Origin of the sequence: Leptospira interrogans (assembly GCF_900156205.1) — a bacterium.
In the GTDB taxonomy this organism is placed as follows: domain Bacteria; phylum Spirochaetota; class Leptospiria; order Leptospirales; family Leptospiraceae; genus Leptospira; species Leptospira interrogans.
Genome location: NZ_FTNA01000006.1, coordinates 107,108 through 133,196 on the forward strand (window position 1 = coordinate 107,108; position 26,089 = coordinate 133,196).

Annotated in this window: 24 protein-coding genes and 2 pseudogenes; 18 read left to right on the top strand and 8 right to left on the bottom strand. The window is 34.8% G+C overall.

Annotated features, from left to right (window positions below; translation table 11 throughout):
* Window positions 1–207 precede the first annotated feature (207 nt).
* The 3 genes from murA to BW942_RS07130 are packed head-to-tail and all read left to right on the top strand — an operon-like array spanning window position 208 to window position 2,572.
* Entirely contained in the window at window positions 208–1,506 is a 1,299-nt protein-coding gene (gene murA / locus BW942_RS07120; RefSeq protein ID WP_001257925.1) for a UDP-N-acetylglucosamine 1-carboxyvinyltransferase, read from the top strand.
* Window positions 1,503–2,159, top strand: coding sequence for a 4Fe-4S dicluster domain-containing protein (locus BW942_RS07125; RefSeq protein WP_001080168.1), 657 nt, complete (start codon window positions 1,503–1,505; stop codon window positions 2,157–2,159). The genes murA and BW942_RS07125 overlap by 4 nt, the downstream gene beginning before the upstream one ends.
* 41 nt (window positions 2,160–2,200) lie before the next feature.
* Window positions 2,201–2,572, top strand: coding sequence for a hypothetical protein (locus tag BW942_RS07130; protein ID WP_000682546.1), 372 nt, complete (start codon window positions 2,201–2,203; stop codon window positions 2,570–2,572).
* A 1,207-nt stretch (window positions 2,573–3,779) separates the two neighbouring features.
* On the opposite strand, the gene BW942_RS07140 is transcribed toward BW942_RS07130, so the two are convergent.
* The 5 genes from BW942_RS07140 to BW942_RS07160 all read right to left on the bottom strand — a co-directional run bounded on the left by BW942_RS07140 (window position 3,780) and on the right by BW942_RS07160 (window position 6,981).
* Complete coding sequence (locus BW942_RS07140; RefSeq protein ID WP_000801153.1) at window positions 3,780–4,268, bottom strand: hypothetical protein; 489 nt, start codon at window positions 4,266–4,268, stop codon at window positions 3,780–3,782.
* 9 nt (window positions 4,269–4,277) lie between these two features.
* The gene (locus BW942_RS07145) at window positions 4,278–4,613 is read right to left on the bottom strand and encodes an LIC13255 family lipoprotein (RefSeq protein WP_000250245.1); all 336 of its coding nucleotides are present in this window, start codon (window positions 4,611–4,613) and stop codon (window positions 4,278–4,280) included.
* A gap of 466 nt (window positions 4,614–5,079) precedes the next feature.
* Window positions 5,080–5,631 (bottom strand): LEA/WHy family protein, encoded by a 552-nt coding sequence (locus tag BW942_RS07150; protein WP_000798179.1) that lies wholly within the window; start codon window positions 5,629–5,631, stop codon window positions 5,080–5,082.
* A gap of 4 nt (window positions 5,632–5,635) precedes the next feature.
* Window positions 5,636–6,658: a zinc-binding dehydrogenase gene (locus BW942_RS07155; RefSeq protein ID WP_001053085.1), complete on the bottom strand. Its 1,023-nt coding sequence runs from the start codon at window positions 6,656–6,658 to the stop codon at window positions 5,636–5,638.
* Window positions 6,655–6,981 (bottom strand): (2Fe-2S) ferredoxin domain-containing protein, encoded by a 327-nt coding sequence (locus tag BW942_RS07160; RefSeq protein ID WP_000181227.1) that lies wholly within the window; start codon window positions 6,979–6,981, stop codon window positions 6,655–6,657. The genes BW942_RS07155 and BW942_RS07160 overlap by 4 nt, the downstream gene beginning before the upstream one ends.
* Window positions 6,982–7,374: 393 nt before the next feature.
* Here BW942_RS07160 and BW942_RS07165 point away from each other — a divergent pair, with 393 nt between their 5' ends.
* Together BW942_RS07165 and BW942_RS07170 are read left to right on the top strand one after the other, a co-directional pair.
* Window positions 7,375–7,869, top strand: coding sequence for an LIC13259/LIC11441 family protein (locus tag BW942_RS07165; RefSeq protein WP_000478349.1), 495 nt, complete (start codon window positions 7,375–7,377; stop codon window positions 7,867–7,869).
* Window positions 7,848–8,837, top strand: a complete 990-nt coding sequence (locus BW942_RS07170) for a hypothetical protein (RefSeq protein ID WP_000264550.1) — start codon at window positions 7,848–7,850, stop codon at window positions 8,835–8,837. The genes BW942_RS07165 and BW942_RS07170 overlap by 22 nt, the downstream gene beginning before the upstream one ends.
* Window positions 8,838–8,845: 8 nt before the next feature.
* On the opposite strand, the gene BW942_RS07175 is transcribed toward BW942_RS07170, so the two are convergent.
* Together BW942_RS07175 and purF are read right to left on the bottom strand one after the other, a co-directional pair.
* On the bottom strand, window positions 8,846–9,628 hold the full coding sequence (locus tag BW942_RS07175; RefSeq protein ID WP_000776815.1) for a PhzF family phenazine biosynthesis protein: 783 nt from the start codon (window positions 9,626–9,628) through the stop codon (window positions 8,846–8,848).
* Between the two features lie 1,052 nt (window positions 9,629–10,680).
* On the bottom strand, window positions 10,681–12,153 hold the full coding sequence (gene purF / locus BW942_RS07180) for an amidophosphoribosyltransferase (protein WP_000086941.1): 1,473 nt from the start codon (window positions 12,151–12,153) through the stop codon (window positions 10,681–10,683).
* A gap of 41 nt (window positions 12,154–12,194) precedes the next feature.
* Between purF and BW942_RS07185 the strand changes: the two genes are divergently transcribed.
* Both BW942_RS07185 and BW942_RS07190 read left to right on the top strand, forming a co-directional pair.
* A complete protein-coding gene (locus BW942_RS07185) occupies window positions 12,195–13,361 on the top strand; it encodes a ribonuclease D (RefSeq protein ID WP_001166720.1) in 1,167 nt (388 codons plus the stop codon).
* A gap of 31 nt (window positions 13,362–13,392) precedes the next feature.
* Window positions 13,393–14,064 carry an NUDIX hydrolase gene (locus BW942_RS07190; RefSeq protein WP_001234817.1) on the top strand — a complete coding sequence of 224 codons (672 nt, stop codon included), beginning with the start codon at window positions 13,393–13,395 and terminating at the stop codon, window positions 14,062–14,064.
* 1,528 nt (window positions 14,065–15,592) lie between these two features.
* On the opposite strand, the pseudogene BW942_RS22210 reads toward BW942_RS07190, so the two are convergent.
* A pseudogene (locus BW942_RS22210) lies at window positions 15,593–15,793 on the bottom strand (hypothetical protein).
* On the opposite strand from BW942_RS22210, the gene BW942_RS07205 reads away from it, so the two are divergent.
* The 11 genes and pseudogenes from BW942_RS07205 to BW942_RS07255 all read left to right on the top strand — a co-directional run bounded on the left by BW942_RS07205 (window position 15,793) and on the right by BW942_RS07255 (window position 26,012).
* Complete coding sequence (locus BW942_RS07205; protein WP_000691535.1) at window positions 15,793–15,966, top strand: LIMLP_16695 family PerRB-regulated protein; 174 nt, start codon at window positions 15,793–15,795, stop codon at window positions 15,964–15,966. The pseudogene BW942_RS22210 and the gene BW942_RS07205 sit on opposite strands and share 1 nt — an antisense overlap.
* A complete protein-coding gene (locus BW942_RS07210; RefSeq protein WP_001067616.1) occupies window positions 15,963–16,358 on the top strand; it encodes a hypothetical protein in 396 nt (131 codons plus the stop codon). The genes BW942_RS07205 and BW942_RS07210 overlap by 4 nt, the downstream gene beginning before the upstream one ends.
* Window positions 16,358–16,936, top strand: coding sequence for an RNA polymerase sigma factor (locus tag BW942_RS07215; RefSeq protein ID WP_001209037.1), 579 nt, complete (start codon window positions 16,358–16,360; stop codon window positions 16,934–16,936). The genes BW942_RS07210 and BW942_RS07215 overlap by 1 nt, the downstream gene beginning before the upstream one ends.
* Window positions 16,920–17,291 carry a hypothetical protein gene (locus BW942_RS07220; protein ID WP_000728628.1) on the top strand — a complete coding sequence of 124 codons (372 nt, stop codon included), beginning with the start codon at window positions 16,920–16,922 and terminating at the stop codon, window positions 17,289–17,291. The genes BW942_RS07215 and BW942_RS07220 overlap by 17 nt, the downstream gene beginning before the upstream one ends.
* Entirely contained in the window at window positions 17,288–17,734 is a 447-nt protein-coding gene (locus BW942_RS07225) for a hypothetical protein (RefSeq protein WP_001070328.1), read from the top strand. Before BW942_RS07220 ends, BW942_RS07225 begins: the two co-directional genes overlap by 4 nt.
* 529 nt (window positions 17,735–18,263) lie before the next feature.
* Complete coding sequence (locus BW942_RS22215; protein ID WP_096637613.1) at window positions 18,264–18,419, top strand: integrase core domain-containing protein; 156 nt, start codon at window positions 18,264–18,266, stop codon at window positions 18,417–18,419.
* A gap of 623 nt (window positions 18,420–19,042) precedes the next feature.
* Complete coding sequence (locus BW942_RS07235) at window positions 19,043–19,744, top strand: response regulator (protein ID WP_000795919.1); 702 nt, start codon at window positions 19,043–19,045, stop codon at window positions 19,742–19,744.
* A pseudogene (locus BW942_RS07240) lies at window positions 19,734–21,126 on the top strand (HAMP domain-containing sensor histidine kinase). Before BW942_RS07235 ends, BW942_RS07240 begins: the two are co-directional and overlap by 11 nt.
* A 74-nt stretch (window positions 21,127–21,200) precedes the next feature.
* Entirely contained in the window at window positions 21,201–22,352 is a 1,152-nt protein-coding gene (gene argJ, locus BW942_RS07245) for a bifunctional glutamate N-acetyltransferase/amino-acid acetyltransferase ArgJ (RefSeq protein WP_001123874.1), read from the top strand.
* Window positions 22,333–23,637: a hypothetical protein gene (locus BW942_RS07250; RefSeq protein WP_000955953.1), complete on the top strand. Its 1,305-nt coding sequence runs from the start codon at window positions 22,333–22,335 to the stop codon at window positions 23,635–23,637. Before argJ ends, BW942_RS07250 begins: the two co-directional genes overlap by 20 nt.
* Complete coding sequence (locus tag BW942_RS07255) at window positions 23,634–26,012, top strand: PP2C family protein-serine/threonine phosphatase (protein WP_001244388.1); 2,379 nt, start codon at window positions 23,634–23,636, stop codon at window positions 26,010–26,012. Before BW942_RS07250 ends, BW942_RS07255 begins: the two co-directional genes overlap by 4 nt.
* Window positions 26,013–26,089 lie beyond the last annotated feature (77 nt).

The window sequence follows — 26,089 nt, forward strand, 5'->3', positions numbered from 1 at the left end:
AACTACTTTTTAGATTCCATCGAATCAAACAGACTGACTACACTCAGAACTATATGAAAGAGTGCCGAACATTTTCTTTGGAATGATAAAAATTAAAGATGCCCAATCAGTAAGAAGCCATTTTAAAAACCAAACTCAACGAATCAAAATTAACATCCTGCTAACATTTCGATTTGCCAGAAAGAACCTATCCTACAGTTTATCATTATGAGATCTTCGTATTTTAAGATCATTGGAAAGACCCCTCTTCATGGAACCGTGGTTCCACAAGGAAATAAAAACGAGGCATTACCATTGTTAGGAGCGGTCTGTATGGTTCCGGGAACCGTTCGTATTAGCAACATTCCTGTAATCTCAGACGTACTCATGCTTATGGAAGTTCTTCGTCATCTCGGTATGGAAATCACCGAAGAAGAACCTGGAACTTATATTTTTAAACACGATGGAAATCTAAAAAATCAACTTCCCGAAGAACTCTGTTCTCGCATTCGAGGTGCGGTCACCTTAGCAGGTCCAATTCTTGCGATGACTGGAAGGGTTTTTTTACCAAAACCAGGCGGAGACAAAATAGGAAGAAGAAGACTAGACACTCATCTTCTCGCATTACAAGCATTAGGTGCAAGTATAGAAGTATTCCCGGACGGCTATGAGATTAAAGCGGATCAACTAAAAGGAACGGACATACTTATGGACGAGGCTTCCGTTACCGGAACCGAAAACGCGGTAATGGCCGCGGTTTTTGCAGAAGGTACTACAATCCTTCGTCACGCCGCAAGCGAACCTCACGTTCAAAGACTTTGTCATTTTTTAAATTCTGCAGGAGCCAAAATTTCAGGAATCGGTTCTAACATTCTTACGATCGAAGGTGTAACTTCTTTAAAACCTCCCGCCAAAGAGCACAAAATAGGATCTGATTATTTAGAAGTGGGTTCGTTTATCAGTTTGGCCGCAGTCACAGGCGGAGAACTTATGATTCGAGACGTAGAATTGGAAGACATCCGTATGATCCGAATGGTTTATTCTCGTCTTGGAATCGAAGTGCGTCCACATGAAAACGGAATTTTAGTTCCTTCCGATCAGAAGATGGAAATTATTCCGGATTATCATGGTGCAACTCCTAAAATAGACGATTCTCCTTGGCCTGGTTTTCCTGCGGATATGACTTCTGTCGCGCTCGTTACCGCCACTCAGTGCAAAGGAACAGTTTTGATTCACGAAAAAATGTTCGAATCCAGGCTCTTCTTTGTAGATAATATCATCGCAATGGGAGCACAGATTATTCTTTGTGATCCACATCGTGCAATCGTAATTGGTCATTCTAGACTTTACGGTCAAAAAGTAGCCAGCCCAGACATACGTGCTGGTATGGCAATGATCATTGCTGCTCTTTGTGCAGAAGGCACAAGTTACATTCATAATATAGGTCAAATCGACAGAGGTTTTGAAAACATAGATACCCGCTTACGCGCGTTAGGTGCAAGAATCGAAAGAGTAAACGCAGATTGAACCGAAAAGATTTTTTTAAAAAAGGTCTTGCGAGAATGTTAGACTTCGCGCAGGAAAACGCGACCGAACTCGTTTCCGGTTTTCAGGAAATCGTTTCTAAAGAAACTCCCCCGCCCGCTCCCAAAAAAACAAATACTAAAAAAGTTAGAAAACAAACAGAGTTTCTTCTTCCAGAACAAATTAAATCCAACCGAAAAAGAAAAATTCGAAACGTTCAATTTCCTCCAGGAGCGTTAGACGAAACTGAATTTTTAAAAAAATGTACAGGTTGCGGAGATTGTATTTATGCATGTCCTTACAGCGTATTATTTCCAGTTTTTGAAGAAAACTTAGAAAAACATATTCCAAGAATGGACGTCAATCTAAATGCTTGTATGCTTTGTAAGGATTGGCCTTGTATCAATTCTTGCAAAACAGGTGCTCTTATTCCTTTGGAAGGTGCACCTAAGTTTGGTCAGGCAAAAGGGATTTTCGAATATTGTATCAATTCTAAAACTGGAGAATCCACTTGTTCCAATTGTAGAGACAGTTGTCCCATCGAAGGAGTGGTCAACTTCAAAGGGAACAAACCTTCTTTTTCCAAAAACTGTACAGGCTGCGGTCAGTGTGTAAGCGCTTGTCCTACTTTCCCGAGGGCAATCCGAATTAAATAAAAATATATAAGATTATTAAAATATTAGAATTTAGGAAAAATATGAAACATCCATTACTCTTTTTTTTATCAGTCCAATTCATTTTGTCAGGTTTATTCGCAGAATCAAATCCGAAAGCTACCCCTTGTTCTAAAGACGTGGAAAATTTTTGCAGTCATCGTAAAAGCGAAGATCGCTTATCTCAAATGCAATGTTTAATGGAAAAAGAATCAGATCTTTCCACTACTTGCTCGGATTGGTTAAAGCTCAAAAAAGAAGAAATTAGAAAAAGTTCGGAAGAATGTTCTGAAGACAGAAGTAAGTTCTGTAAGTTCGTAATTCCAGGCGGTGGTAGAATTTTACGTTGTCTGATGAATCATGAATCCTCTCTTTCCATTTCCTGTAAAGAAATGATTAAGAGACATTTACCTTAAACACCTACTGTGTGGAATCATTTTATGTATCATGATTGAATGAAGTTCAGCAACTTTCTAAAAGTAACGAGCAGGCACCATTATACCAAAGGAATCTCTATTCCCTAGATTACACCCTGACCTTCCCATAACCTTACCCACAAGTATTTGATCTCAATATAAATCTGTCGGAATTACGACAAAATCTTCTGTAAAACTTAGTTCCCGCCCCACAACGCGACCCATAGGAAAGCGTTGTGTTGAGTTTTCCAACGCGACCTGCAGAGCGACCCTTAGGGAGCGATGCATTGAGTTTGAGGAAAGCGTTGTGTTGAGTTTCCCTATTTTGGGTGGGGGAGGAGGTGGAAAGGTTTTCTTTATCAGAAAAACATACTTTTTGCAAGTAAAAAGACTCATTCTTATCGGAACACTTGAAAAATGTGCCTTTTTGAGCCCAGAACGGCGATCCATAGAAAGCCCGTTCTGTTGAGTTCATTCTGATTCTAAAATCCTATTCAACTTGTGGGGTTGGTGACGAGGCCCTCCTTATCGCGCGTCTCAGTAGATATAAAAGCGCAAACCGAGATCCTACAGAATATTATATAATATTAATATTATCGAACATATCAATGCATCATTCTTTCTTTCCTGACGAGAAGAAGGAACGATGATCTTAAAAATCCATGAACAAATAAAATACATTCACTTGATTTGTCCCCACGTTGTTTTATGTCGTCCTTACTAAAAATACTGATTGGATAAAATATGATCACTAGAGTTGTTGAAAAATTCCATAGTGACGATTAACAAAACTACTTCAATTGCCGGTTTCCATAAAATAGAAACAGATGGAGAATTAATTTTTCAACAATTCTACTATATAAAAAGTGTTTCTCATACAATGAAATGGTTTTATTAAGAATCTGTCTCAAAACCTCAAAGAATTTGTGTGATAATTCTTTAGAAATTTCTAATAAATACAGTAGTTCCTACAAAACCATCACATTTGGTAATTTACGAACTTTCAAGTAATTCTAATATTGTTAAACTTTTGCGCGAGTTCCCACATTGGACAGGTTTTGGAACAAGTTCTAAAGTACAAAACAACAATTCAACACTCTTTTAAATTACAATCAAGCTTAATCTTCAATTTTATTTTTAATAAATCCTAGAAGGGTTAATCATTTTAAACATACAAAATCATATTATTATAATATACTATATTTACTTAGTAACCTAAATTTTTTCGGATCTTTTCGGGAATATCTTCAAAACGTTTGTATTTATGTTTTTTTCCATCTGGGAAAATTACGTAGTACACTCCATTCAATATTTCCATATAATATTTTCCTGCTTTTTTTTCACCGGTGGCCCTGTGATCCATTTCCTTGACCATTCTTTGATAACGAGAAGGAAGAGCCTGCCAAGAACCATAAACTTCAATTTCACCGCCTGTATTTACGGTATAAATTCCGTTCTCGTGCATAATCTTAATTCCGTTGTAGTCGAATACTTCTAAAACATTCATTTTAGAATTTCTACTATCTTCCGAATCAGAAGTTCGATTAATGGAAGAATTTAAATCCTCTTTAGGAAGTGAGTATTTTACGATCGAATTACTAGTGTCCTTTTCTTTTCTTTTTACAAGAAGAAGAAACAAATAAATCAAACCCGCAAATAAAAGGCTCAATACAAAAAACCATTCTGCTGGTTTCATTTTACTCCCTCAATATCTAAACTCTATCGACTTACACGTAGTCGGAGTCGCATCGATAGAAGTAGAAGCCCAAGATTCACAACTTACCGCAAGAACTGCACTTACACAAAGATCTATATCTTTTTTTCTAGAACGTCCTGGAACAAACGCGGTAAGTCTTCGATTTGTATTACAAATTACATCCTTCGATTCATACGCGGAAATTAATTTAGTATTTGCATCTTCAAACGAATAGAAATCTGCATCTGTATTTTTTTGATAACATCCAATACTTAAGAATAAAGCCAAAATAAAGATCGCCAGTTGGATCCTTATTATTGTTTTGAATTGAATTTTTTGTACCATATATTTCCTATCTATTTAAGAAATTTCTAATAAAGTAAATTTTTTATTAAATGAAGATCACCAAACAATGATTTCATACAAAAATTTAAGATAAAAATTATAGTTTTTTGATTTTTATAGAAGTTCTTTTTAATAAGTTTCAGCAATCCATCATATTTTAGTTAAAAATTTTTAGGATAAAAAAGTTCAAACGCCTATAAACGTATTTAAAATGAGAAAATCTGCGCAGATTTTCTCATTTTATTCAAGATTTTGCAGTCATGACTTTTACGTTTTCGAACTATTAGTAAAGTAGCTTCATTACTTTATCAAAAGTTTTTTCAAAACCCTAAATCTCCGCAAAATCATAATAACTTCTATAGAATAATGTCCCATTATGGTAACTTATGAGTTTTGAAATAGTCCGTAAAACATGTATTTTGTGTGAGTTCCCACATTCAAAAAAATCAAACCACAAAGAAACACTTCAAATTTCAAAACCTTTCTTTTTTCCCATTTTTAGAGGAATCTTTTCGTTCACAGGAATTCGAACCGAACCCAAAATTGTATCATATTCAAAGTTTCCTTGAATTTTAAATTCAAGTTCCTTCCCAGCCAACCCTGCTTGCAAAATTCCTAAAACGATTTGTAAAAGATTACGATCCATCTTTTTTTCAAAAAGGGTTTCTACTTGCAAATCCACAGTTTTCTTTTGAAGAGCCGGAATGATAATTTTTTCTTCGGATTGTATTTTAGCGAGTAAGAACTCCTTTTCAAAATTATCAGGAACTATAAAAGAAAGATCAAACTTATAAAGAGTTACCTCTGTTTCATTAGGATTTTCAATTTCAATCTTTGCTAAAAAGACAATCTTTGGAACCGGCGGAAAAGAAAGCCATTCCGCCTTTTGAGTTTCTAAGGATAAAACCTGAAATTTACATTTTTGAAGTGCTTTATAATTTTCTTGTAAACTGGAACAAGAATATAAAGAAATCAAAGTTAAGTATAAAAAAATCCAACGGAGTTTAGAATTTTTCAAAATTTTAATTCCCTTCCGCAAACGAAGTTTGAATCAATACCTTTCCTTTGGTCATGTTCACAGCATAGTGGTCGATTGCTTCGACCGCCTTTTCTAAAGGAAACCGAGAAGCTATATCAGTTTTTAATTCCTTTTTTGCCAGGGATCTTAGTTCCTTCGAAAGTTTCCAAATCTTATACGGGGTTTGTTGCAGAACCCAAGTAGACAGCCAAAATCCTTCTAACTTCTTGTCCTGAAATATCATCATTCCTGCATGAATTGGAACCTCTTTTTCAGAAAGTGCACCATACACAATAGCTCTACTTCCATAAGGCATCGCTAATAGAACTCTGGAAGTTAATTCTCCTGCAACTGCATCCAAACATACAGTAGCATTCAAGTCTTTAGAAAGAATTCTAAGTTGTCTTTCAAAATTAGAAGATTCTGAATTTAGAATATATTCCGCGCCAATTTTTTTTAAGACCTCTTCTTGTTCCGGTTTACGAACAATATTGATTACTTTCATTCCTTTACGAGCCGCAATCCCTACCACCATTTTTCCTAAAGCGCTTGCCGCAGCCGTCTGGACCAAAGCCTTAATTCCTAGGCTTTGTACTCTTTCCACCATTGCAATCGCAGTAATGGGATTTACATATAAACAAGCTCCTTGTTCTAATGAAAGATCCTTTCCAATCGGAAGACAATTGAATGCATCTGTAATCATATATTCAGCATAAACCCCGTCCCCTCTACCGGAAGCAGTGCAAGCCACATTTTTTCCTTTTAGATAAGAAGCGTAAAACCCACCACCAGAAGAAACTACGTTTCCACTTCCTTCAAAACCGGGAACTATCGGAAGTTTTTTTTTAATTCCGTAAAGACCTCTCATAAACATCAAATCGGAAGGATTGATCGAAGCAGAGTGCATACGAATCAAAACCTCTCCTTTTTTCAGAGGACGAATCGTTTTTTCCACAATGTTGGCTCTGTTTCGATTTTCACTATATTCCCTAAGTTCTAAAGCTTTATAAGTTGTTGGAAGGTTCATTGGTTTTCCTTAATAATTAAATGTTCTATCTTTTGGATTTGTTCAGATTGTATATAATATTTTAAGAATATATCTACGTCTTCCTCGGTTTTTAAGGAAAACCATCTACCTTCCGGATAACTTACTTGAACGGGACCTAACTCACATCGATCCAAACAACCCGCCCTTTGAATTCGAACTTTACCTTCGATCGAAAGATCCTTCATTTTTTTCTTGAGAGAAGCCAACAACTGAATCGAGCCAGAACGACCACAAGAAACCCTCTCTCCTTCAGCCCTTACGTTTTCGCATACAAAAACGTGTTTGGTATAAAAGTTCGTCATTGAATCAAAACCTCGATTTTTTATTTTTAATAGGATCCAATTTCAGGACGATTTCGCAATCCGTTTCCATAAAAAGAACCATTCAAAAAACATCATACAGATATAATTAGGAACAATTACAAAAAGTTTCTATTTTGAATTTAAATACTTTCCGAAAGATTTTGTAAGTCTTTTTTGAGAAACTTCTAATCAATTCTTTAACCAAAAAGGATTATGATAGTAACTTGTCATTCTGAATAATTTTGATACGATTTGCTTCTTTTCAATACTTAGAAAAGATAAGCCCGTCTTTCAAAAAATTCCACAAACTCTTTTTCAAGAAACGTATTTTTTAGATCGAAAACGATTCCGTATTTACACCAAGATTTTTTCAGGAATTATAGACTTAAGTTTATGTTTCTTTTTTGGAGATTGGAAAAAATGAAAAAATTTTTAATCTTAATAATTAGTATTCTTACCTTTTTCTCGTCCTGTAAAAAACCCAACCCTGCTGTGACGGAACAGGAAAAGGATATATTACAACAAATTCTTATGGAAAACGAATCCATTCATAAATTTTTAATGAAGGAAGAAGAAAAAATTCCAGATACGAATCAATTAATCGCTCATGTAGTAGAGCTCGTTTCTTTAAATGGGGGATTAAAATCTCAAGCCGAAAAAATGCAAAACTCCTTAAAAGATAAAGAAACACAAGACGTAGAAAAATTTTTCCAAGCCTATTCTTCTTTTTCTGAAAACCTCGCGGAAAGTCTAAAACTTGCAGGGGGAACAGGAGTTTTCAATCGTTTCTACTGCCCTATGGTAAATAAAACTTGGGTAAGCCAAGGAACTAAAATTCGAAATCCTTATGCTCCCGAAATGAGAGATTGTGGGGACCTAGTACATTAAACGTGGAAGTTTGCCTGGATAAAGAAATTAAAACTCGCTGTAAAATCGGTGTCTCTCTTGGAGAGCCGTGCCCTGCCAATTGTAGACAAAATCTACTTCACAACGAATGGAGTTCTGAGATTAGAGAATCCTGTATCGCAGGTGAAAAAATGAACGCTTTTGCGGAAGGAAAAGCAGGAATTAATGTGGGAGCTTCTGCATTTTTACAGGCTCTCCCATTTGTTTTGGAAGAATTCATTTCCAAAGGGAGAGTTTATTTAGAAATTCTAATATATTTTCTTTCCATCATAGAACCTGAAAAAGTAAAAGAAGTTATAGATTCGTTCAGCAATAAATTACTCTATAAAATTATAATTTACGAATACAATATATACCAACAAACTGAAGACGAAAGGAAAAGTCTAAAAAAGAACGCTTCTTTTCTAGATTTAAGAGAAAATGCATATTGGGGCTCCTTATCACCCGAAAGAATATGCAGTTTTATAGCTTATTGTCTTAAAGAAGCAAAAGATCCTGAATTCGCTTCTCAATTTTTAACCGTCTTACCGTCAGAAGCAGTTTCCGATCTAAGAAATCTAGCGGGTTTAAACGTTGAAGAAGAAAAAGAACTCTATCTTTCTCTTAAAGATGGAATCTATGAACTACCGATTCAAATTCCTGGAATCTATCGGCATATTTTAAGTTTATTCGAAGACGATCCGGAAATTTTTTTGATCCTATCCACTATGGAAGAACTAGTTTTGAGAAAACAACAAATCATAGAATCCTCGCATGCAATTCTTGAAAAATACAAATCGGGAAAACTCAATCATCAATCCTTGTTTGGAGATTTATCCGTTTTAGAACTCGAAATATCGATGGAGATTTTAGGGATTTTTGAAGAAAAAGAAATTTTGGGAAGATCAGAAAAAAACCTTATCAAAGAACTTCTTTTCAAACATAAACATCTTAAAAACGAAATTACTTAAGAATTCCTTTATATTTCAATCCACCCATCCAAATAGGGAACACAAGTTCCTCCAATACGAACTCTTTCTCCTAAATCTTCGCAAAAAAGTTTTCCACCTCGAGCAGAAGTTTGATATGCTTTCATTATTTTTTTACCCAAACGCTCAGACCAAAATGGAATGAGAGTACAATGTGCAGAACCGGTTACCGGATCTTCATACAAACCCACAGACGGAGCAAAAAACCGAGACAAAAAATCGTAAGAATCGTTTCCCACACAAGTAGCAATGATGCCTAATGTATTCAGTTCTCTAACTCCCTCCACAGAATATTCTAACTTTTTAAGTTGGTTTTCATTTTCATACAAGAGCATATAATCTCTAGATTTAAAAACTTCTTTAGGAGAAATTGAAAATGAATTCAAAATCTCTTTTGGAGTTTCTACTTTTTCTGGTTTCCGAGAAGGAAAATCCAAATAGAGAATATTTTCTTTTTTAAATACGTTTAATTCCCCAGATAAGGATTGAAAATTTAACTTGTCTCCTATCACTTCACCTTCTCGAAAAAGATGATAGGCTGCAGCCAAAGTAGCATGACCACAAAGATCCACTTCGCGTAAAGGCGTAAACCACCGAATCCGATACGATTCTCCTTCAAGCACAAAAAAGGCGGTTTCACTCAGATTGTTTTCCGACGCAATCTTTTGCATCCATTCGTCGGAGATCCATTCTTGTAATGGACAAACGGCGGCTGGATTTCCTTGAAAAACTTTTTCCGCAAACGAGTCAATTTGTAACATTCTAAGTTTCATAAAGATGGCTTTGGAACACTCCCATTGTAAGATTGATTTCAAAAAGAATTACCCAAAATTTAATGGAAATCCATTTTGCAAGTTTTTAACAAAAAACGTGAAGTAATGGCTCCCATAAAAACCGTTTCCTTCGGTAATTTACGCACTTCAAACGGTTCTTTACGTTGTTAGATTTTGTATGAGTTCTCGCAGAAATTGTAGGATTTAAAGTTTTTTACTCATAGCTACATAATAAAGCATCTATATCTATCTAACGCGAGTTTGGCGGTTGAAAAAATTTTTTAGAGTAGTTCCTACAATTTTAGAATTTGTTCATAAATTCCGGGCATGTCAGCAGCACTTCCACAGAAACCGTTGTTTAGAAACCAGTTTATCATTTTGTAATTATCTTTTTTAAAATTTGATCTTTGTAGTAGTTCCCACGTTTTAAGGATTGTTTTGGATGATCCATATATGATTTCTCAAACCCAGACAAGTGGGAATTGTATAAATTCTAAATGGAAATGAGTGGTAGTTCCCACATTTTAGAAATAGATCTGTAAAATTCAGATCCCAACTTTTTTCAGAAAAATGAATTCTTTACGTCGAACTCACATTACGTAATAGTTTACACTTTAACCATGTGAATTCAGAGAAAGGAAATCTGAGCCAACAAAAAACTCAGGTGCAACTACTACCTGAACTCAATGCATCGGATCGCTCTGCAGGTCGTTCGATAGATCGCGTTTGAAACTCAACACAACACTCTATGGATCGCGTTGTAGGAACTAAGTTTCATAGAGGACTTGTCGTAATTCCGACCAGATTAATCTTGAGATACAACACTTGTGGGGTTGGTTATTGGCTTCTTATTGGGTCGCTTTTAGAGCATTCGACAAATCGCGTTCTATAATAAATTGAAACTACAAATAATATGATGTATAATGTTTCTTTTATGCAATTTATTAACCAGAGCTGAGAGCCAGGTCCCACATTTCATTTAAACTTGTTTTTATAATCAGTTAGCAGGATTCGTCCAAAGCCAAATTCTATTCAATAACTTTGGAACAAACTCAATAAACGACCCTTTCTTCCACTTGATATTCTTTAAAAAGACTTTTCTGGTTTCCTAACTCGCTCTGAAACTCCACTGGGTATTGAGCCGTAAAACACGCGTTACAAAACCCACCACCTTTATGATCCATTACGGCACGGTTCATAGACTCGACGGAAAGATAAGCGATACTATCCACTCTTAAATACTTTCGAATTTCTTCGATCGTGTGAGTCGCCGCGATCAATTCGTTATGAGTAGGAATATCGATTCCATAATAACAAGGTGATATAGTAGGAGGTGCAGAAACTCTAAGATGAATTTCTTTAGCGCCAGCATTTCGAATCATTTTGATGATTTTTCGACTCGTCGTTCCTCTCATAATCGAATCGTCAACTACGATCACCCTTTTTCCTTCGACTACGTTTCGAACTACATTGTATTTAATCTTAGCTCCAAAATCCCGAATTTTCTGATCCGGCTCTATAAAAGTTCTACCGATGTAATGAGAACGGATCAAACCAGATTGATAAGAAATTCCAGATTCTTCTGCATAACCTAACGCAGCTATGTTGGCAGAGTCCGGAACTGGAATGACTACATCCGCTGGAACGGGTAATTCTCTAGCTAAAAATCTTCCTAAATTCTTTCGAACTTTATAAACCGACTCTCCAAAGATACTAGAATCGGGTCTTGCGAAATAGATATACTCAAAAATACAAAGACTCGGGGAAGCTTTTGGAAACGGATAATAAGAATTCATTCCATTCTTATCAACTACGATCATCTCGCCCGGTTCTACATCTCTTTCATATTTCGTATCCGTAATATCAAACGCACAGGTTTCCGAAGCAAATACGATCGATCCGTCTTCTCGACGACCCATCACTAAAGGACGAAACCCATTTGGATCTCTGACTGCAATCAATTGGGTTTTTGTAAGAATTACAAGTGAATATGCCCCTCTTACTTTTTTAAGAGCGGAAGAAAGAGCAGAAAGAAAGTCCGTTTCTCCAGAACGAGCCATTAGATGAACAATTACTTCGGAATCAATCGTAGTCTGAAAGATACTTCCTTCTTTTTCGAGTTGGCTTCTAAGTTCCCAAGAATTAACCAAATTTCCATTATGAGCCAAAGAAACGGCTCCTAAGTGGGATTCTACTCGAAGAGGCTGAGCATTTCTTAAAAAAGAAGCCCCAGTTGTAGAATATCGATTGTGGCCGATAGCCGCATTTCCTTGCAGTTCCTTTAATTTGGTTTCCGTAAAGATATGAGCCACCAAGCCCATTCCAGCATAACGATATAAGTGTTCCCCGTCCGAAGAAACGATTCCGCTCGATTCCTGCCCCCGATGTTGCATCGAGTAAAGACCTAAATAGGTGAAATTAGAAGCCTCCGATGAATTAAATATACCAAAAATCGCACATTCCTCTTTTGGTTTGTCATCCTGGGCTTGTCTTCTTATTCTGGATTTATCGGGAATTCGACTCATTCTCTGCCTTCTTAAGCTTAAAATCTCAGGTTGCGTTTTTCATGCAAATAAATTCCGATTACATAGTCGTTGACACAGCTCGAAGCCTACAACTAGTCCTCATCAATCTGAGTCAGGCGGATTCTATTTCCGTAGATACAGAGTCCTCAGGTTATTATACGTATTTTTCTAAGGTATGTCTGATTCAAATTTCCGCTAAAGGAAAAAATTACATCATTGATCCTTTAAAGTTACAGAATTTAGAAAGTCTTGGAAACTTATTTGAAGATAAAAAAATCCTAAAAATATTTCATTCTGCTATCGACGACATTAAAGCTCTCAAGAAAGATTTCGGTTTTCAATTTCAAAATATCGCGGATACAGGATTTAGTTCTCGTCTTCTGGATCATGAACAATATTCCCTAACGTATCTTGTGGATTACTATCACAAGATTAAACTTTCCAAGAAGGAACAAAAATCCAATTGGGAAAAAAGGCCTCTCGAAAAAAGCCAACTTCAATATGCAGCCTTAGATACGGTTTATCTGGAAACGATTTGGGAAAAAATGAAGGAAGAGCTTATCAAAAGAAATCTTTACGAAGAAGCAATTTCCGAATTTGAAAAGATCGCTTCTGAAGAACCAGGCTCTGAAGGAAATTCTATATCTATGGATAAGTTTCCGGAGATTTTGGAATATAGCGCAGACGAAAGAAGATTTATATACGACACATTGGTTTTCAGGGACGATAAATCTAGAAAGTTAAACAAGGCGCCTTTTAGAGTATTTAATAATGAGAAAGTAGTTCTACTCATGAAAGCAAGAAGAGATATGAAAAAGTTAACCGAAATCGTAGGTAAAAAAGACGCAGAAACACTTTTTCAAATCTATGCAAATCCTAGCGGACCTCCGATCCAAAAGTCAGAGCTTTTTAAAAAACCGGGAGAAAACCTTACCAACGAAGAAGGAGAACGTTTCAAACGTCTGAGAATTTGGAGAGAGACAATCATGTCGATACGAAGAATGAGTCATCAGATGATGCCTTCTAACAAGATGATTGCAGAACTCTCTCAAAAAAATCCAAAAACCTTAGACGAATTGAGGAAAATGAATCTTTTTTCGGAATGGAAAGTGATACACTACGGCCCGTCTATATTAGCGGCTTTAGAAAACGTACCTTACGAATCGAATATCAAAGGTTTGATTCCAATTAATAAAAAGTTCGAATAAATAAATTCTAATATTTGAATATACCTTAAGAATGCGATTGGACTTTCAATCACTCAAAGAACGCCTTATAATCCCTCAGGAAAATTTTATAGGAATTCCAATTCCACCTATCGGACAAGAAAAATCCAGAGCTTCGTCAGTCATTCTTTCCATTTATGAAGAATCAGATCGCAGTCAAGGAATCATACTTCAAAAAAGGAATTCCAATCTAAAAACACATCCAGGACAAATTTCTTTTCCAGGAGGAGCCTATTCTCCAAAAGATAAAAATCTTTTAAATACCGCACTTAGGGAATGGGAAGAAGAGATGGGTGAATCTAGTTCCTTTCTAGAGGTTTTAGGAGAATATAATGGAATTTTTACTTTTACTGGGTTTCATATTTCCCCGTTTATTGCGCATTACAAAGGATCCTTTCTATTTAATACAAACCCGGAAGAAGTAGAACGTTTTATTCTTTTGGATCTGAACCTTCTGGAAAGTTCTCCGTTTTATTCGATTCGAATTCGAAGGTCCGGTGCAAATGAAATAGAAATTTATTATTTTGATTTAAAAGAAGGGTTACTTTGGGGAGCCACCGGAAGAATCATCGTAAATTTTCTGAGAGAACACGCGAACTTTAACAGGGAACCTATTTTTGTAGAACCAAATTTAAGCAGCCCGCCCTTTTTCGATCCCTCTCGTAAATTTTCAAAAAAGAATTAAGAGTTTGTACCAAAACCTCAAAAAACCTAGAGGATCATACTTTAGAAATTTCTAATAAACTACTGAAGTTGCCACAAAAACTGTCAAATTCATATGATCGTATTTTTTAGAAATGATTACGGCATTCCTACCGTTTTTAGTAAAAGTTCTTACAATTCTAATCATGTAAGAATGATTGCATTTTTAACGTGAGTTTGACGTAAGAAAATCTGGGCGAATCCAGCTTGCCGCGGGCAGCCGGACTGGGCTCTCAGCTCTGGTCAATAAATTGCATAAAGGAAACATAATACAACAATTGTCTTTAACTTCAATTTATTGACCTCGCATCGATCCCTTTCGCGTTAATTTACTTTAGAACTTGTCCCAAAACCTTAAATAATTTACATGATAGTTCTTTAGAAATTTTTAATAAAACACAATGGTTCCTACAAAAACCGTTACATTTGGTAATTTGCGAACTTTCAAGCAATTCTAATATTGTTAAATTTTTGTGTGAGTTCCCACATCTTGAGGTTTTGGGACAAGTTCTTAGTTATTTGCGAATTTTCCAGTAACTTCCAATCAGCAAATCTTTCAGTTTTTGGACGGTTCTAAGATAACGTAAGTTTAATGTAAAATTACTTACTCGTACGTATAAAAGTAGTGCCAAAAGTTAACGATCGATTTTACCAAAGATATAGAAGCTTTTAAAAAATTATATTTAACACGTGTTTGTTGGCTTTTTGAAGGAGTGAGATCCCACATTTTAAGTTTTGAAACAAGTTACTAATCTCTATAAAAATAAGTACCGTTAATTCTATCACAAAACGCTGATTCTATGTAAAATATTAGGTACTTTATTATATAGTTATGAGTAGTATCAGTATTATCTTTATAAGTCCGAGTAAGTGGTTGGCTCTAAAACAGGAAAAATGTAGGAACTATTACAAAAATTTTCTAGAACTTATTACAAAATCTTAGAATAAATCACTTTTGAATCTTTAATCCAATATGGTGTTCTCACAAGAACCGTCGTATGATGATTTCCTATTTAACGTAAACTTCAGCCATGATTCATTTTTTTGAAAAAAGTTGGGATCCGGACTTTACAGATCGATTCCTAAAATGTGGGAACTACCACAAATCATGATTTTACAAACAAATTCTAAAACCGTAAGGAACTCATACCTTTAGAAAATTCTTTCTCTGAACTCACGTTATTTAATGGAATAAAATTTTAAAAACCCGTAAACTCATAGAAATAAGACATAATTTATATGAGTTCCTACAAATTTTGTTTCTTTCAGCCAATTAGTAATTTTGCATAAATACGTTTTTGAAAGTTCCAGTTTTAAGACAAACCCCATTTAAAGAGGGAGTTTTAGACAATCTATTGTATAACTTTCAGTAGTCTATTTTCCTTAAGGTTTTGAAATAAACGCTTAAAAGTATTTTTTTCTTCATCTAGTATGCGCCGTAGAAATTGTGGATAAAATGACTCTTGAAAAATTTACTATCTGTCGATCATTTTAATAAGACATAAAATTGGTCAATCCAATAGAAAATCATCCGATTTTATGTTAAATGAAATAGAAGTAACTTTGAATCGTTTTCAAAAAACTGATCCGAAAATCCTATAATATAGGAACTCACACATAAAATGAAATTGTGAATCGTCAAATTTCTGGATAAGTTTTAATAGAAAATTATATTTTTCTAATATTGCAATTATAAAGGAAGTAAAAAACAATGAAGATTATTAAAAACTTATTTCAAAAAGAAATACGTAGTTCATTTTTAAAGGAAAGTTTTCAAGAAGAAGAATGGTATCAATCCTTAGTCAACCGTCCTGGAATTGAAGAAAGAATTCCTTACTTTAAGACTAAAGCCGAAAATAAAAAAGCTGCAGTCGTTGTAAGATGAACCCAGAAGAAAAAGCTAAACTCTTAGAAACACTGGATTTGATTCTGAAACATCTTCAGAGTCAAAGTTCCAATTCCGGATCCGATTATAAAGTAGTTCTCTACTTAGTTCCTATTTTTGGAATCGTATTCGGATCTGCCTTATTATTTTTTGTTTTTTATTGGTGGTATAGACAAAGAATCGAAATTATCAAAGCAGGACTTTATAAAAAAGAAACTTTCGATCTTAGAACTTATTCTTTCTTTTTAGGTTTGATTCTTACCTTTGTAGGAATCGCGCTTTCCATCGGATTCATTTCTGTTTTAGGACAATCGCTTGCAATGCTCGGCGGACTTGTCCCACTAGGAACCGGTCTGGGATTACTCTGTTATTATAAATTTTCCCAGTCCTGATGAGGGAACCAATCCTATGCAACCGGGAAGACTGGGACTGCATTCAGAAAGTTTTGCACGGCGATTTCAATTCTTTTGAACTGTTGATGAATCGTTATCAAGGTTTGGTTTATTCCCAAGCGATCAAAGCGTTTCGAAACGAGACCGAAGCTGAAGACTTTACACAGGACATTTTCTTAAAAGCTTTTGAAAGTTTATCTACGTTTCAAGGTAAATCACAATTCTCCACTTGGTTATTTGTAATCGCTCGTAACGAGATTATTCGAAAATACCGCAAAGAATACCCGGAAATCTCCGGATTAGACGCGCTTCTTTTAGCAGAAAACGAAAAAGAAGGTGAGATCTATTCCGAGCAGGAATCAAAATTTCTAAAACAGGAAAACTCAGAGAAAATTAGAAATCTAGTAGCAAGGCTGCCAGAGCTTTATAGAAAACCGATCACACTTCACTATTTCGAAAACATGTCTTATAAAGAAATTTCTAAAAAATTAAACTTGAAAATGAACACTTTAAAGAGTTATATTTTCAGAGGTAAAGAAATCATGAAAGATTGGTTAAATAATGAAAAAAAAGAATGATTTCGTTCCGGCGGAACTCGAGGAAAAACTTCACTTTTTCGAAGACGAAACTCTAAATTCTCAAACAAATACGCCTGTTCCACCGGACTTAAAACGCAGAGTGATGTTACACATCGTTCCAGTGCGTCATATTAAAATTATATTATCCGGTTTATTCCTTCTCGGATTTTCTCCTCTATCCGTTTTATTTTTTCTAGATCTTGAATTTTTAATACAGACCGGTATGCTCGCTTTTATTTTAATCACGAGTAGTATTCTCTTTTGTGTTTTCGCAATTTTAACGGGAATCTATCTTGTCCATTATAGAAATCCATATACCAAAGAATGGAAAAATAAATTAGGCTTTTTTGAATGAATCCAGTTAATTTTAGAGTTTCTCTTATTTCCTTTTTAATTTTTTTCGCTTTAATTCCAACAAACAACGCTTTTGCGGATACAACTTCAAAACCCACAATGAGTGCGAAAGAATTTCTCAATTCTGACCTTGATCGGATTTTTCCTTTCCTACAAAAAATGAAAAAAGAGGAAGCTGTAGTCTTAATCAGTCAAATCCGAGAAGAATCTAAAAAAGAATGGCCTAAGGCGGACAACTTCTACTTTCTAATTTCTCATTTGGAAAGTATTAAAGCGATCGAAGAAGAACACGAAAGATTAAAGAGTTTAAATGAAGTTTATTTAATAGGTGCTCTATTACTTGGTGGATTTTTGGTTTTTTCCATTTTTCGTCAACGTACTCTAATTCGAAAAATCAACGCTCAGTTAGATGATAAAGATTTTCACAAAACTGAAAATGGATAATCGACTAAACTCTACAAGTAATTTTCATCTTTATTTGGTTATAGGGAACTTTTATAAATTTAAGAAGAATGATCGTCTTCAAATTCTTATATAAAATCCCGTTTTATAGCTTTCACAAAAATTTAAAATCTATTTTAGAATTGTTGAAAAATTAATTCTCCATCTGTTTCTATTTTATGAAACGGGCAATTAAAGCAGTTTTGTTAATCGGAACTAGGAAATTTTTCAACAACTCTTTTATAAAGGTTTCCTATAGTTAACGTGAATTTGGCGTAAGGATGTTTTATAAAAACCTGATTTTTCCATAAAAAATAAATGTGAGACTCCCCGACTCGAATTACAAAAAATGAATGTTAAAAATCTGTAATGTGCCTTAATCTGTGGGAACTATTATAAATTTATATTTTAACGTGAGTTGGTGGAAAGATCCACGATTCATTTTTCTGAAAAAAATTGGGGTCTGGACTTTACAAATCAATTCCTAAAATGTAGAAACTACCACAATCTATAAAATAGAAGTTTATAACAATTGAATCTATCATATTCAAATTGTGAGAACTCACACAAAATCTTGAAGAAGCCCAAGCGCTTTATAGAAGAATGGAGAATCTTCTACAATTCAGAAAGACTGCATAGTTCACTCGGAGGTCTAACTCCAGAGGAATATTTAAGACGTTTTGCTTGAATGGATTTTCTACACATTACACTGGTACTAAAAACGGAGCACGTCAGCCGCAAAACAGAGGTTTTGTGTAAAAATCGGATTAGACGATGATTCTTTTGTCTCTCAAAATAGTATCACAATTTTCAAAGTTTAACTAGTCAATCTACGATTTGTGAGAGTTCCCACATTTATTTTTTTACGAAAAAATTGACTTATGATAAAACGAATTTTCTTACCTTCCTGCTCACATTGTATTAGGACTATAAAGCATATAATATTTTGTTATAAAATAAGGTTTTGCGATAAAAATCTAAGACTCTCAACTTTATAGAGATCAGTATTTTTAAATTTCTGAAAGTATTGTGATTCGGTGTGGTGTAATGTTACAATACGACTTTTGATTGTGAAAGTTATAAAATCAATGATTCTTGAAAGAGAATTTTCTCTGCATTGCGAATTTGGAAACTACTGCAAAATTAGAAGCCTTTTTCTGTAGTTTGTAATTTTTTCGTATTTCAATTGTAACGCATTTCTGAAATATTAAGATGATAAGACCTACCCGGTGCTCTTGCAGGCTCCGATTTTTTAAAAAGAAAATCGGTTTGTAAAAAACTACGATAAACCGGTAAAAAAGTACAGGAATCATGAAAAATCAATCAGGGAACCCAGGGCAAAAAGTTCTCGTCGTAGACGATGAGGAAGATATAGCCGAGCTGATCCGATTTCATTTAGAAGAAAACGGTTACCAAGTAGATACATGCCAAAATGGATTAGAAGTACTTCCAAAATTGGAAAAAAATACTCCTGACTTAATCATCTTAGATCTTATGCTTCCCGGAATCGGAGGTATGGATCTTTGCAAGAAAATCAAAGAAAAGTATTCTATGCCGATCATTATGGTTACCGCAAAATCTGGAGAAACCGAAGCAGTTCTCGGTTTGGAATTAGGGGCGGACGATTATGTTCGTAAACCATTTAGCACAAGGGAATTAATCGCCAGGGTACGCTCCGTTTTAAGAAGAATCAAAGATGAAGAAGAAGATGAATTCGAAGGAAATATCACGATTGGAAATATCTTTCTCAATCTGAAAGCGCATAAAGCCTTCATAAATAACTCTGAAGTCGATTTAACTTTAATAGAGTATAAAATACTAAATCTTTTTATGACCAATCCAGGAGTCGCCTTTACTAGAGATAAACTATTGGATCGAGTCTGGGGAAAAGATATTTACGTTACCGATAGAGCAGTAGACGTAAATATCAAAAGACTACGCGATAAACTCGGAGACGAAAAGGAAAGACTAGAAACGATACGCGGAATCGGCTATAGATTCAATGAGGCGTAGTTTATTTTCAAAACTTCTTCTTAGTAATTGGCTACTTCTACTTGTACTTCTTGTGGTCGCCGGTATTGCTCTTTTCGTAGAGAAGTTCGTTCATTCTGATTTTAAAATCCTTTTGTTCTCTTTTTACGTTCTTTTTGCGATGTTTGGTACATTCTACATGTCTTACTCAATCGCTAAAAGTGTTGTAGAACCATTAGATCGAATCGAAAAAAAAAACCGGAGAAATTAACGCAGGTGATTTCGGTTCAGAACTAACACTTTCTGATATTCGAGAGCTTGCAGACCTTGCGTCTTCGATCAACTTAATGTCTACAAGACTTAAAAATCAATTTGTGGATCTCACGATAGAAAAAGAAAAATTCGATTCCGTTTTACAAAACTTAAAGGAAGGAGTTTTTGCAATCGATCCGGAAAACGCTTCTATTCTTTTTCAAAATAAAAGTGTTCCAGGATCTTTGATCGAACCAAATTCAAGATCTAGGAAATTAACCGATGCAACTAGAGATTTAAGGCTTCTAGAATTTGTATTAAACCACCTTAAAGGCTCCGGCGATTCTAAAATGGAACTCGACCTTGGTCAAAATTTTTACGCGATCAAAATGTATCCTCTTAAAACAAACGGTAAAACTCTAATGTACATCGGAGTAATCCGAAACATCACCGAAGAAAAACAATCCCACATCATTCGAGAGCAATTCGTTCAAAACGCTTCTCATGAACTCAAAACTCCTATTACATCCATTAAGGGATATACGGAAACGTTACTCGATCGTTTGCGCCTTTCGCCTGAAAGCCATGAAAAAAGATTTTTAGACGCAATTTCTAGGAACACGGATCGTATGGTTCGGATCGTAGAGGACATGCTCACAATCACACGAATCGAAAACCAAACCAAAATTTCAAGTGAAGAAGAATTCTCCTTAAAATCTCTCGTAGAAAACCTAAGTTATACAGTAGAAGGAGTTGTTTCATCCAAAGGTCAGAAGTTTGTAGTTGAGATGCCCAATCCTTTGATGATTTCTGCGGACTGGATCCTTTTAGAACACATGCTCTTAAATTTAATTTCAAACGCGTCGTCTTATTCTTCCGAAGGAAAAACGATTACTCTCAAAATTTTACCTATCAAATCGGATCAGGTTCAATTTCAAGTAATTGATCAGGGAATTGGTATTCAAGATGAGGACAAGATTAGAATTTTCGAAAGATTCTTCCGAGTCGATAAAAATCGTTCCCGAAAAGAAGGTGGAACCGGTTTAGGTCTTTCTATTGTGAAACATATCGTTCGTCTTCACCACGGTTCCGTTAAAGTTTTTGATAATCCAGAAGGTGGAACCATTTTTTCAGTTACGATTCCCACTCGTTATCAGACCGAAACATCCTGAATTTATTCTTTTCGACAGAGATAATTTTCTAAATATAGATCCAATCGACTCGCTCAAGGGATCTACTCATGCACATGCCTAAAGGATTTTTATCTTTTGGAATTAATATCGGTATCAAGGACGATACAAAGGATTTTGGAGTTATTTATTCCGAAATCCCGTGTAAGGCGACTGCTGTGTTTACCAAAAACAATTTTCCAGGAGCTCCAGTGATTGTTGGCAAAGAACACGTTCGGTCCGGAGTTCTTCAGGCAATTGTTATCAATTCTAAAAACTCGAACGTTGCAACTGGCGAAAAAGGAATTCAAAATTCAAGAGAAATTTGTAAGATAATTGGAGAATCTCTTGATATCAAAGAAACGTTAGTCCTTCCTTCGTCTACTGGTGTAATCGGAGTTCCTCTGAAAATGGAAATCATTCTGCCAGCTTGCAAAAAAGCGAAATCCCTTTTAAAACCGGGCAACTTGGAAGAAGTCGCCGAGGCGATTATGACAACGGATACTAGAAAAAAAATTTCTTCCCGAAATATTAAAACGAAATCAGGACAAGGAACAATTTACGGAATCGCAAAAGGCGCCGGTATGATTGAACCAAATATGGCGACTATGCTTTGTTATATTCTTTCGGATGTTTCGCTTCCAGAAGGAACTGATCTATATTCTATTTTAAAATCTTCGGTTGATCAAAGTTTCAATTGTTTAACAATTGATTCGGATACTTCAACGTCTGATACGGTTGCATTACTCTGTAACGGTTTATCCGGAGAAAGTAGTGTTCAAGATTTTTCTAAAGCGCTTACTGAAATTTGTATCGATCTTACCAAACTGATTGCAACTGATGGGGAAGGTGCAACGAAACTGATTGAGCTTACTATCTCAGGAGCTAAAAGTGAAGCCCAAGCAAGAAAAATCGGGAAGTCTATTTTAAATTCTCCTTTGGTTAAAACTGCAATTTATGGCGGAGATCCTAACTGGGGAAGATTGATTATGGCGGTTGGCAAAGTTTTTGACGAACCCATTCCGTTCGAAGGTCTTCAGATTTATTTCGGAACACTTCCGGTCAAAGAAGCCAATCCGGAAACTTTAAAAAAGCTTTCTGAATATTTAAAAAATAATACTGAAATTTCTTTAAATGTAGTGTTGAATGTTGGGACGATTTCCATGAAATTTTGGGGTTGTGATTTTACAGAAAAATATATAGAAGAAAATGCTTACTATACAACCTGAAAGCAAAAATACCAATAGTGGATTTAAAGAAACATTCCGTTCTTTAGTTACGGATTATTATCTCATTTCCACAATCATCAATCTATTCGCAAAAGGAAGTTCGGTTCTAATTGCTTTGGGAATCTATTTTTTTATTCTTTCCGCAGTTCCAAGCGCAATCGAATACTATATGGAAGTAAGTTTACTTTCTACTTTAATATTTGCGGTTTTTATACTATTTCCACTTCAAGAAAAATTCAGCGGCAAACTTAAGTCTATTCTAATTTCCGAATATTTAAGTGACGATCCACGTTCTTCCCGATTGGCATATAGAAAATTTGATCACGAGGGTCTGATTAAAAACGTTTTTCCAGACCTCGTTCGATTGACTGAAAGCAATTACGGAAAATTAGCCTTACTCAATAATGATTTAAAAACTTTTGAACTTTACACTTACGCCAAAAAGAAACAAAGAAAAGTAATCATTCACGACGGAATCAATCCAGATTCAAAACTTTTAAAATACATTTTAAACAAAAAAAATGGAGTAATCATAGGAGAACAAGATCAGAACCACGAAATCAACGAAGACTTTGTAAGCCTTAGAGCAAATTTTATATTACCTTTTGTTTATAGAGAAACTCTTTTCGGTTTTTTGGCCGTATCCAATATTCCCAAAGATTCAGTCAGACAAGATCTAAGTTTTCTTTCTGGAAAATGTGGAATCGCGGTCCATAATCATATTCTCTCTTCTCAAGTCGCGGAAAATAAAAAATACAGAAAAGAGTTGGAAACAGCCGGCAAGATTAGAAAATTTTTAGAAGCAGCAGAACCACCAATGATCGGAACCATCCGTATCGAAATTCTTTCCAGAGAACCAGGTGAACTTATTGAATTTCTAAATTCTGATGGAGAAGAAACGTATTTTGTCATTTTAAAACTAGGTGTTACAAATCAGGTTTCAGTATTAGTTCTTTGTTATATATTAGGAACTTTATATTCTGCTAAAACGTCAAGAGCCTTTCAAAGTCTAAACAACATAAAACATCTAGTAGAATCCTATTTAAAAGAAATCTCCTGGAACGAGGAATACGATCTTTTAGTAGGAATCATTAGAAAAAGTGAAAGTACCATTTCTTTAAAAACTTCCGGAAAAAATTTCAAAGTTCATAAAAATTCAGATTTCAGTAAAAACCTACTTTCAGCTGGCTGGGAAGTAGAAGAGAATATAGAAAAAGACCCATTGGTCCTTACTTGGAAGAATCGCACGATGATTTCGATTCATGACCTGAGGTTTCCATCTTGAGAAATATACTTTTACTTTTTATATCTCTGATCCTACTCAGTATCGTTTTATTGATAGGAGTTTTACAAACTTCTTCTGAAACTTTAAAACCTCCTTTTTATTACTACCCAAATGGAACAATTATTCAAAGTAGCGAAGAGTTTCCAGGTATTTTAGGGAAAAAGGTAGACCTTTTAGAATTAGAAATCGCGATCAAGATGGCCGAGTCTGGACAATCTTATGAAAATGGAATACACGTTTACGATAAAGGAGTAAGCGAAACGATTCCTGTAATTTTAGCACCTAAATCATATTATTCAGTCGTTAAGGAATTCACAAGGGACATTCTTATATCGTTGCTTTATTTATCTGTCGCGATTTGGTTTTTCTTTTATACAAGAGATCTCTACATGCTTTTATTGTTCGGATCCTTGTCTTGTTTAAGTTTATTTAATTTCTTCTTAGTTGGATTTCACGAGTTTCATTTTTTATTTTTCTTTTTTCTATATTTTACCGCATTCGTAATTTTGAATATATCTTTCAGACTTAGAGGAAAGGAACTTCCCACTCGTTGGTTTGCGCCAGAAATTATTTTTTCTTTGATCGCCGGTTTTGTGGGTAGAACACAAAAAGCAGATCCTCATATCTTTGGAATACTTGCCACAAATGGAGTTTACTTTATACTATTCAGCTCCGTAATCTGTATTTTCTTTCTTGTAACAGACTCGATACGAAATCTTTTTCCAATTCAGAGTTTATTCAAGAAATTAAGTCTGATCTTAGCATTCAGTGCAATTTCCATTCTACCTTTTGTTTCTGTAGAATTTTCGGAGTTTATCTCTCCCGATTTTTCTAAACTTATGATTTTATTTGCATTTCTAATCTTTCCCGCATTGATCATATACGGAACCTTTACTTATTCTATTGTTCCTGTGCAGATCGCATTCAGTTCTTCTCTCACTTCCATTTATCTAATTCTTATATTAGCAGGAGGTTATCTATTTTTGTTAGGAGCGTTTTTCAAATTCGATCCAATCGCAACGGATAAGTATTTGGAAGAATTTAATGTTTTATTTCTTTGTTCCAGCATTTACACAATGAGTTCCATCAACAGACGTCTTTCTAATCTTGTAGATACTTGGAGTTTTAAACGAAATCAAAAGTTACACTCCGCTATGGAAACAATTTCTGCTATGATCAGCGCTCCAATTTCTATGAGAGCTACCATCAACAACATGATGAGAAAAGTTTCAGAAGCCCTGGATATTTCTAAAATTTTAGTCTTAATACCTGCGGATAAATTTCCAAGAACCGATCTGAAAAACATCAACTTCATTCGAATCTCTTCCAACTCCGAAATATGGCAGTATTTTGCGACAAATACGGAAGTTACGGTCACTACACATCTTGCCTATGGACTTGGAATTCGAGAATCAGTTTACAAATTTCTACATAACTCAGGAGTACAACTTACATATCCGATTTTCAATTATTCCAGAGGAAAAGAGGTTTTGGCTGTGTTTCTTGTGGGAGAAAAGAAAAACAGAAAAAACTTTAACTTAGGAGAACTTCATTTTTTAAAAGAATGTACTCGAATGGCTTCGATGCTTTTACAGAACTATACTTTATTAGCAGAGGAAGTGGAGAAAAAAAGAATTGTTCGTGATCTTAATATGGCTTCGATCATCGATAAAACGCTTCACGTAGCGGAAAGTAGGCACATTCAAGGAGTTAAAATAGGATTTTTTTCTATACCAGCTGTAGGGATCTCAGGTGATTATTTAGATATTCAAAAATTAGATTCAAACACGATGTTGCTGGCTTTAGGAGATGTTTCAGGCCATGGATTAGGAACTGGTTATCTAGTGAGCGCGATCAGAGGTATCATACAAAATCAAATTCGAAAAAAATCGGATTTATCTAAGATATTCAAAGTAATTAATTCGTTTCTCATTGAAAGATATAGAGGAAGTGAGTTTATGACTTTCATTTGTGGAGAATATAATTCCCAAAAAGAAACATTTCATTACATCAACGCAGGTCATTCTTCTCCAATTTGTATTCGAAAAGATGGAAAAATAGAATTAAGATCGGAAACTCAAAGAGTTTTAGGCGTCTTACATACAGAATATAAACACTTAACGATTCCGATTTACTCTGGTGATAAATTAATCTTATTCACAGATGGAGTTACAGAAACGTTTAACGATAACGAAGAAATTTTTGGAGATGAAAACTTTTTAAATCTTTTAAAGAATAATCATCACTTAGATCCACAAGATCTATCTGATCTTGTACTAAAAACGATTCAAGAGTTTCGTGGTAAGAAAGATCCTAGTGATGATATATCTTTCATCTGCATCGAAGTGAATAAAAATTACGATTCCAATCAGTAAAATAAATAAATTAAAAAAAAATGTAAAAAAATATTAAAACACTTTACATTTTTATCTTGATCCATTAATTATGTCTC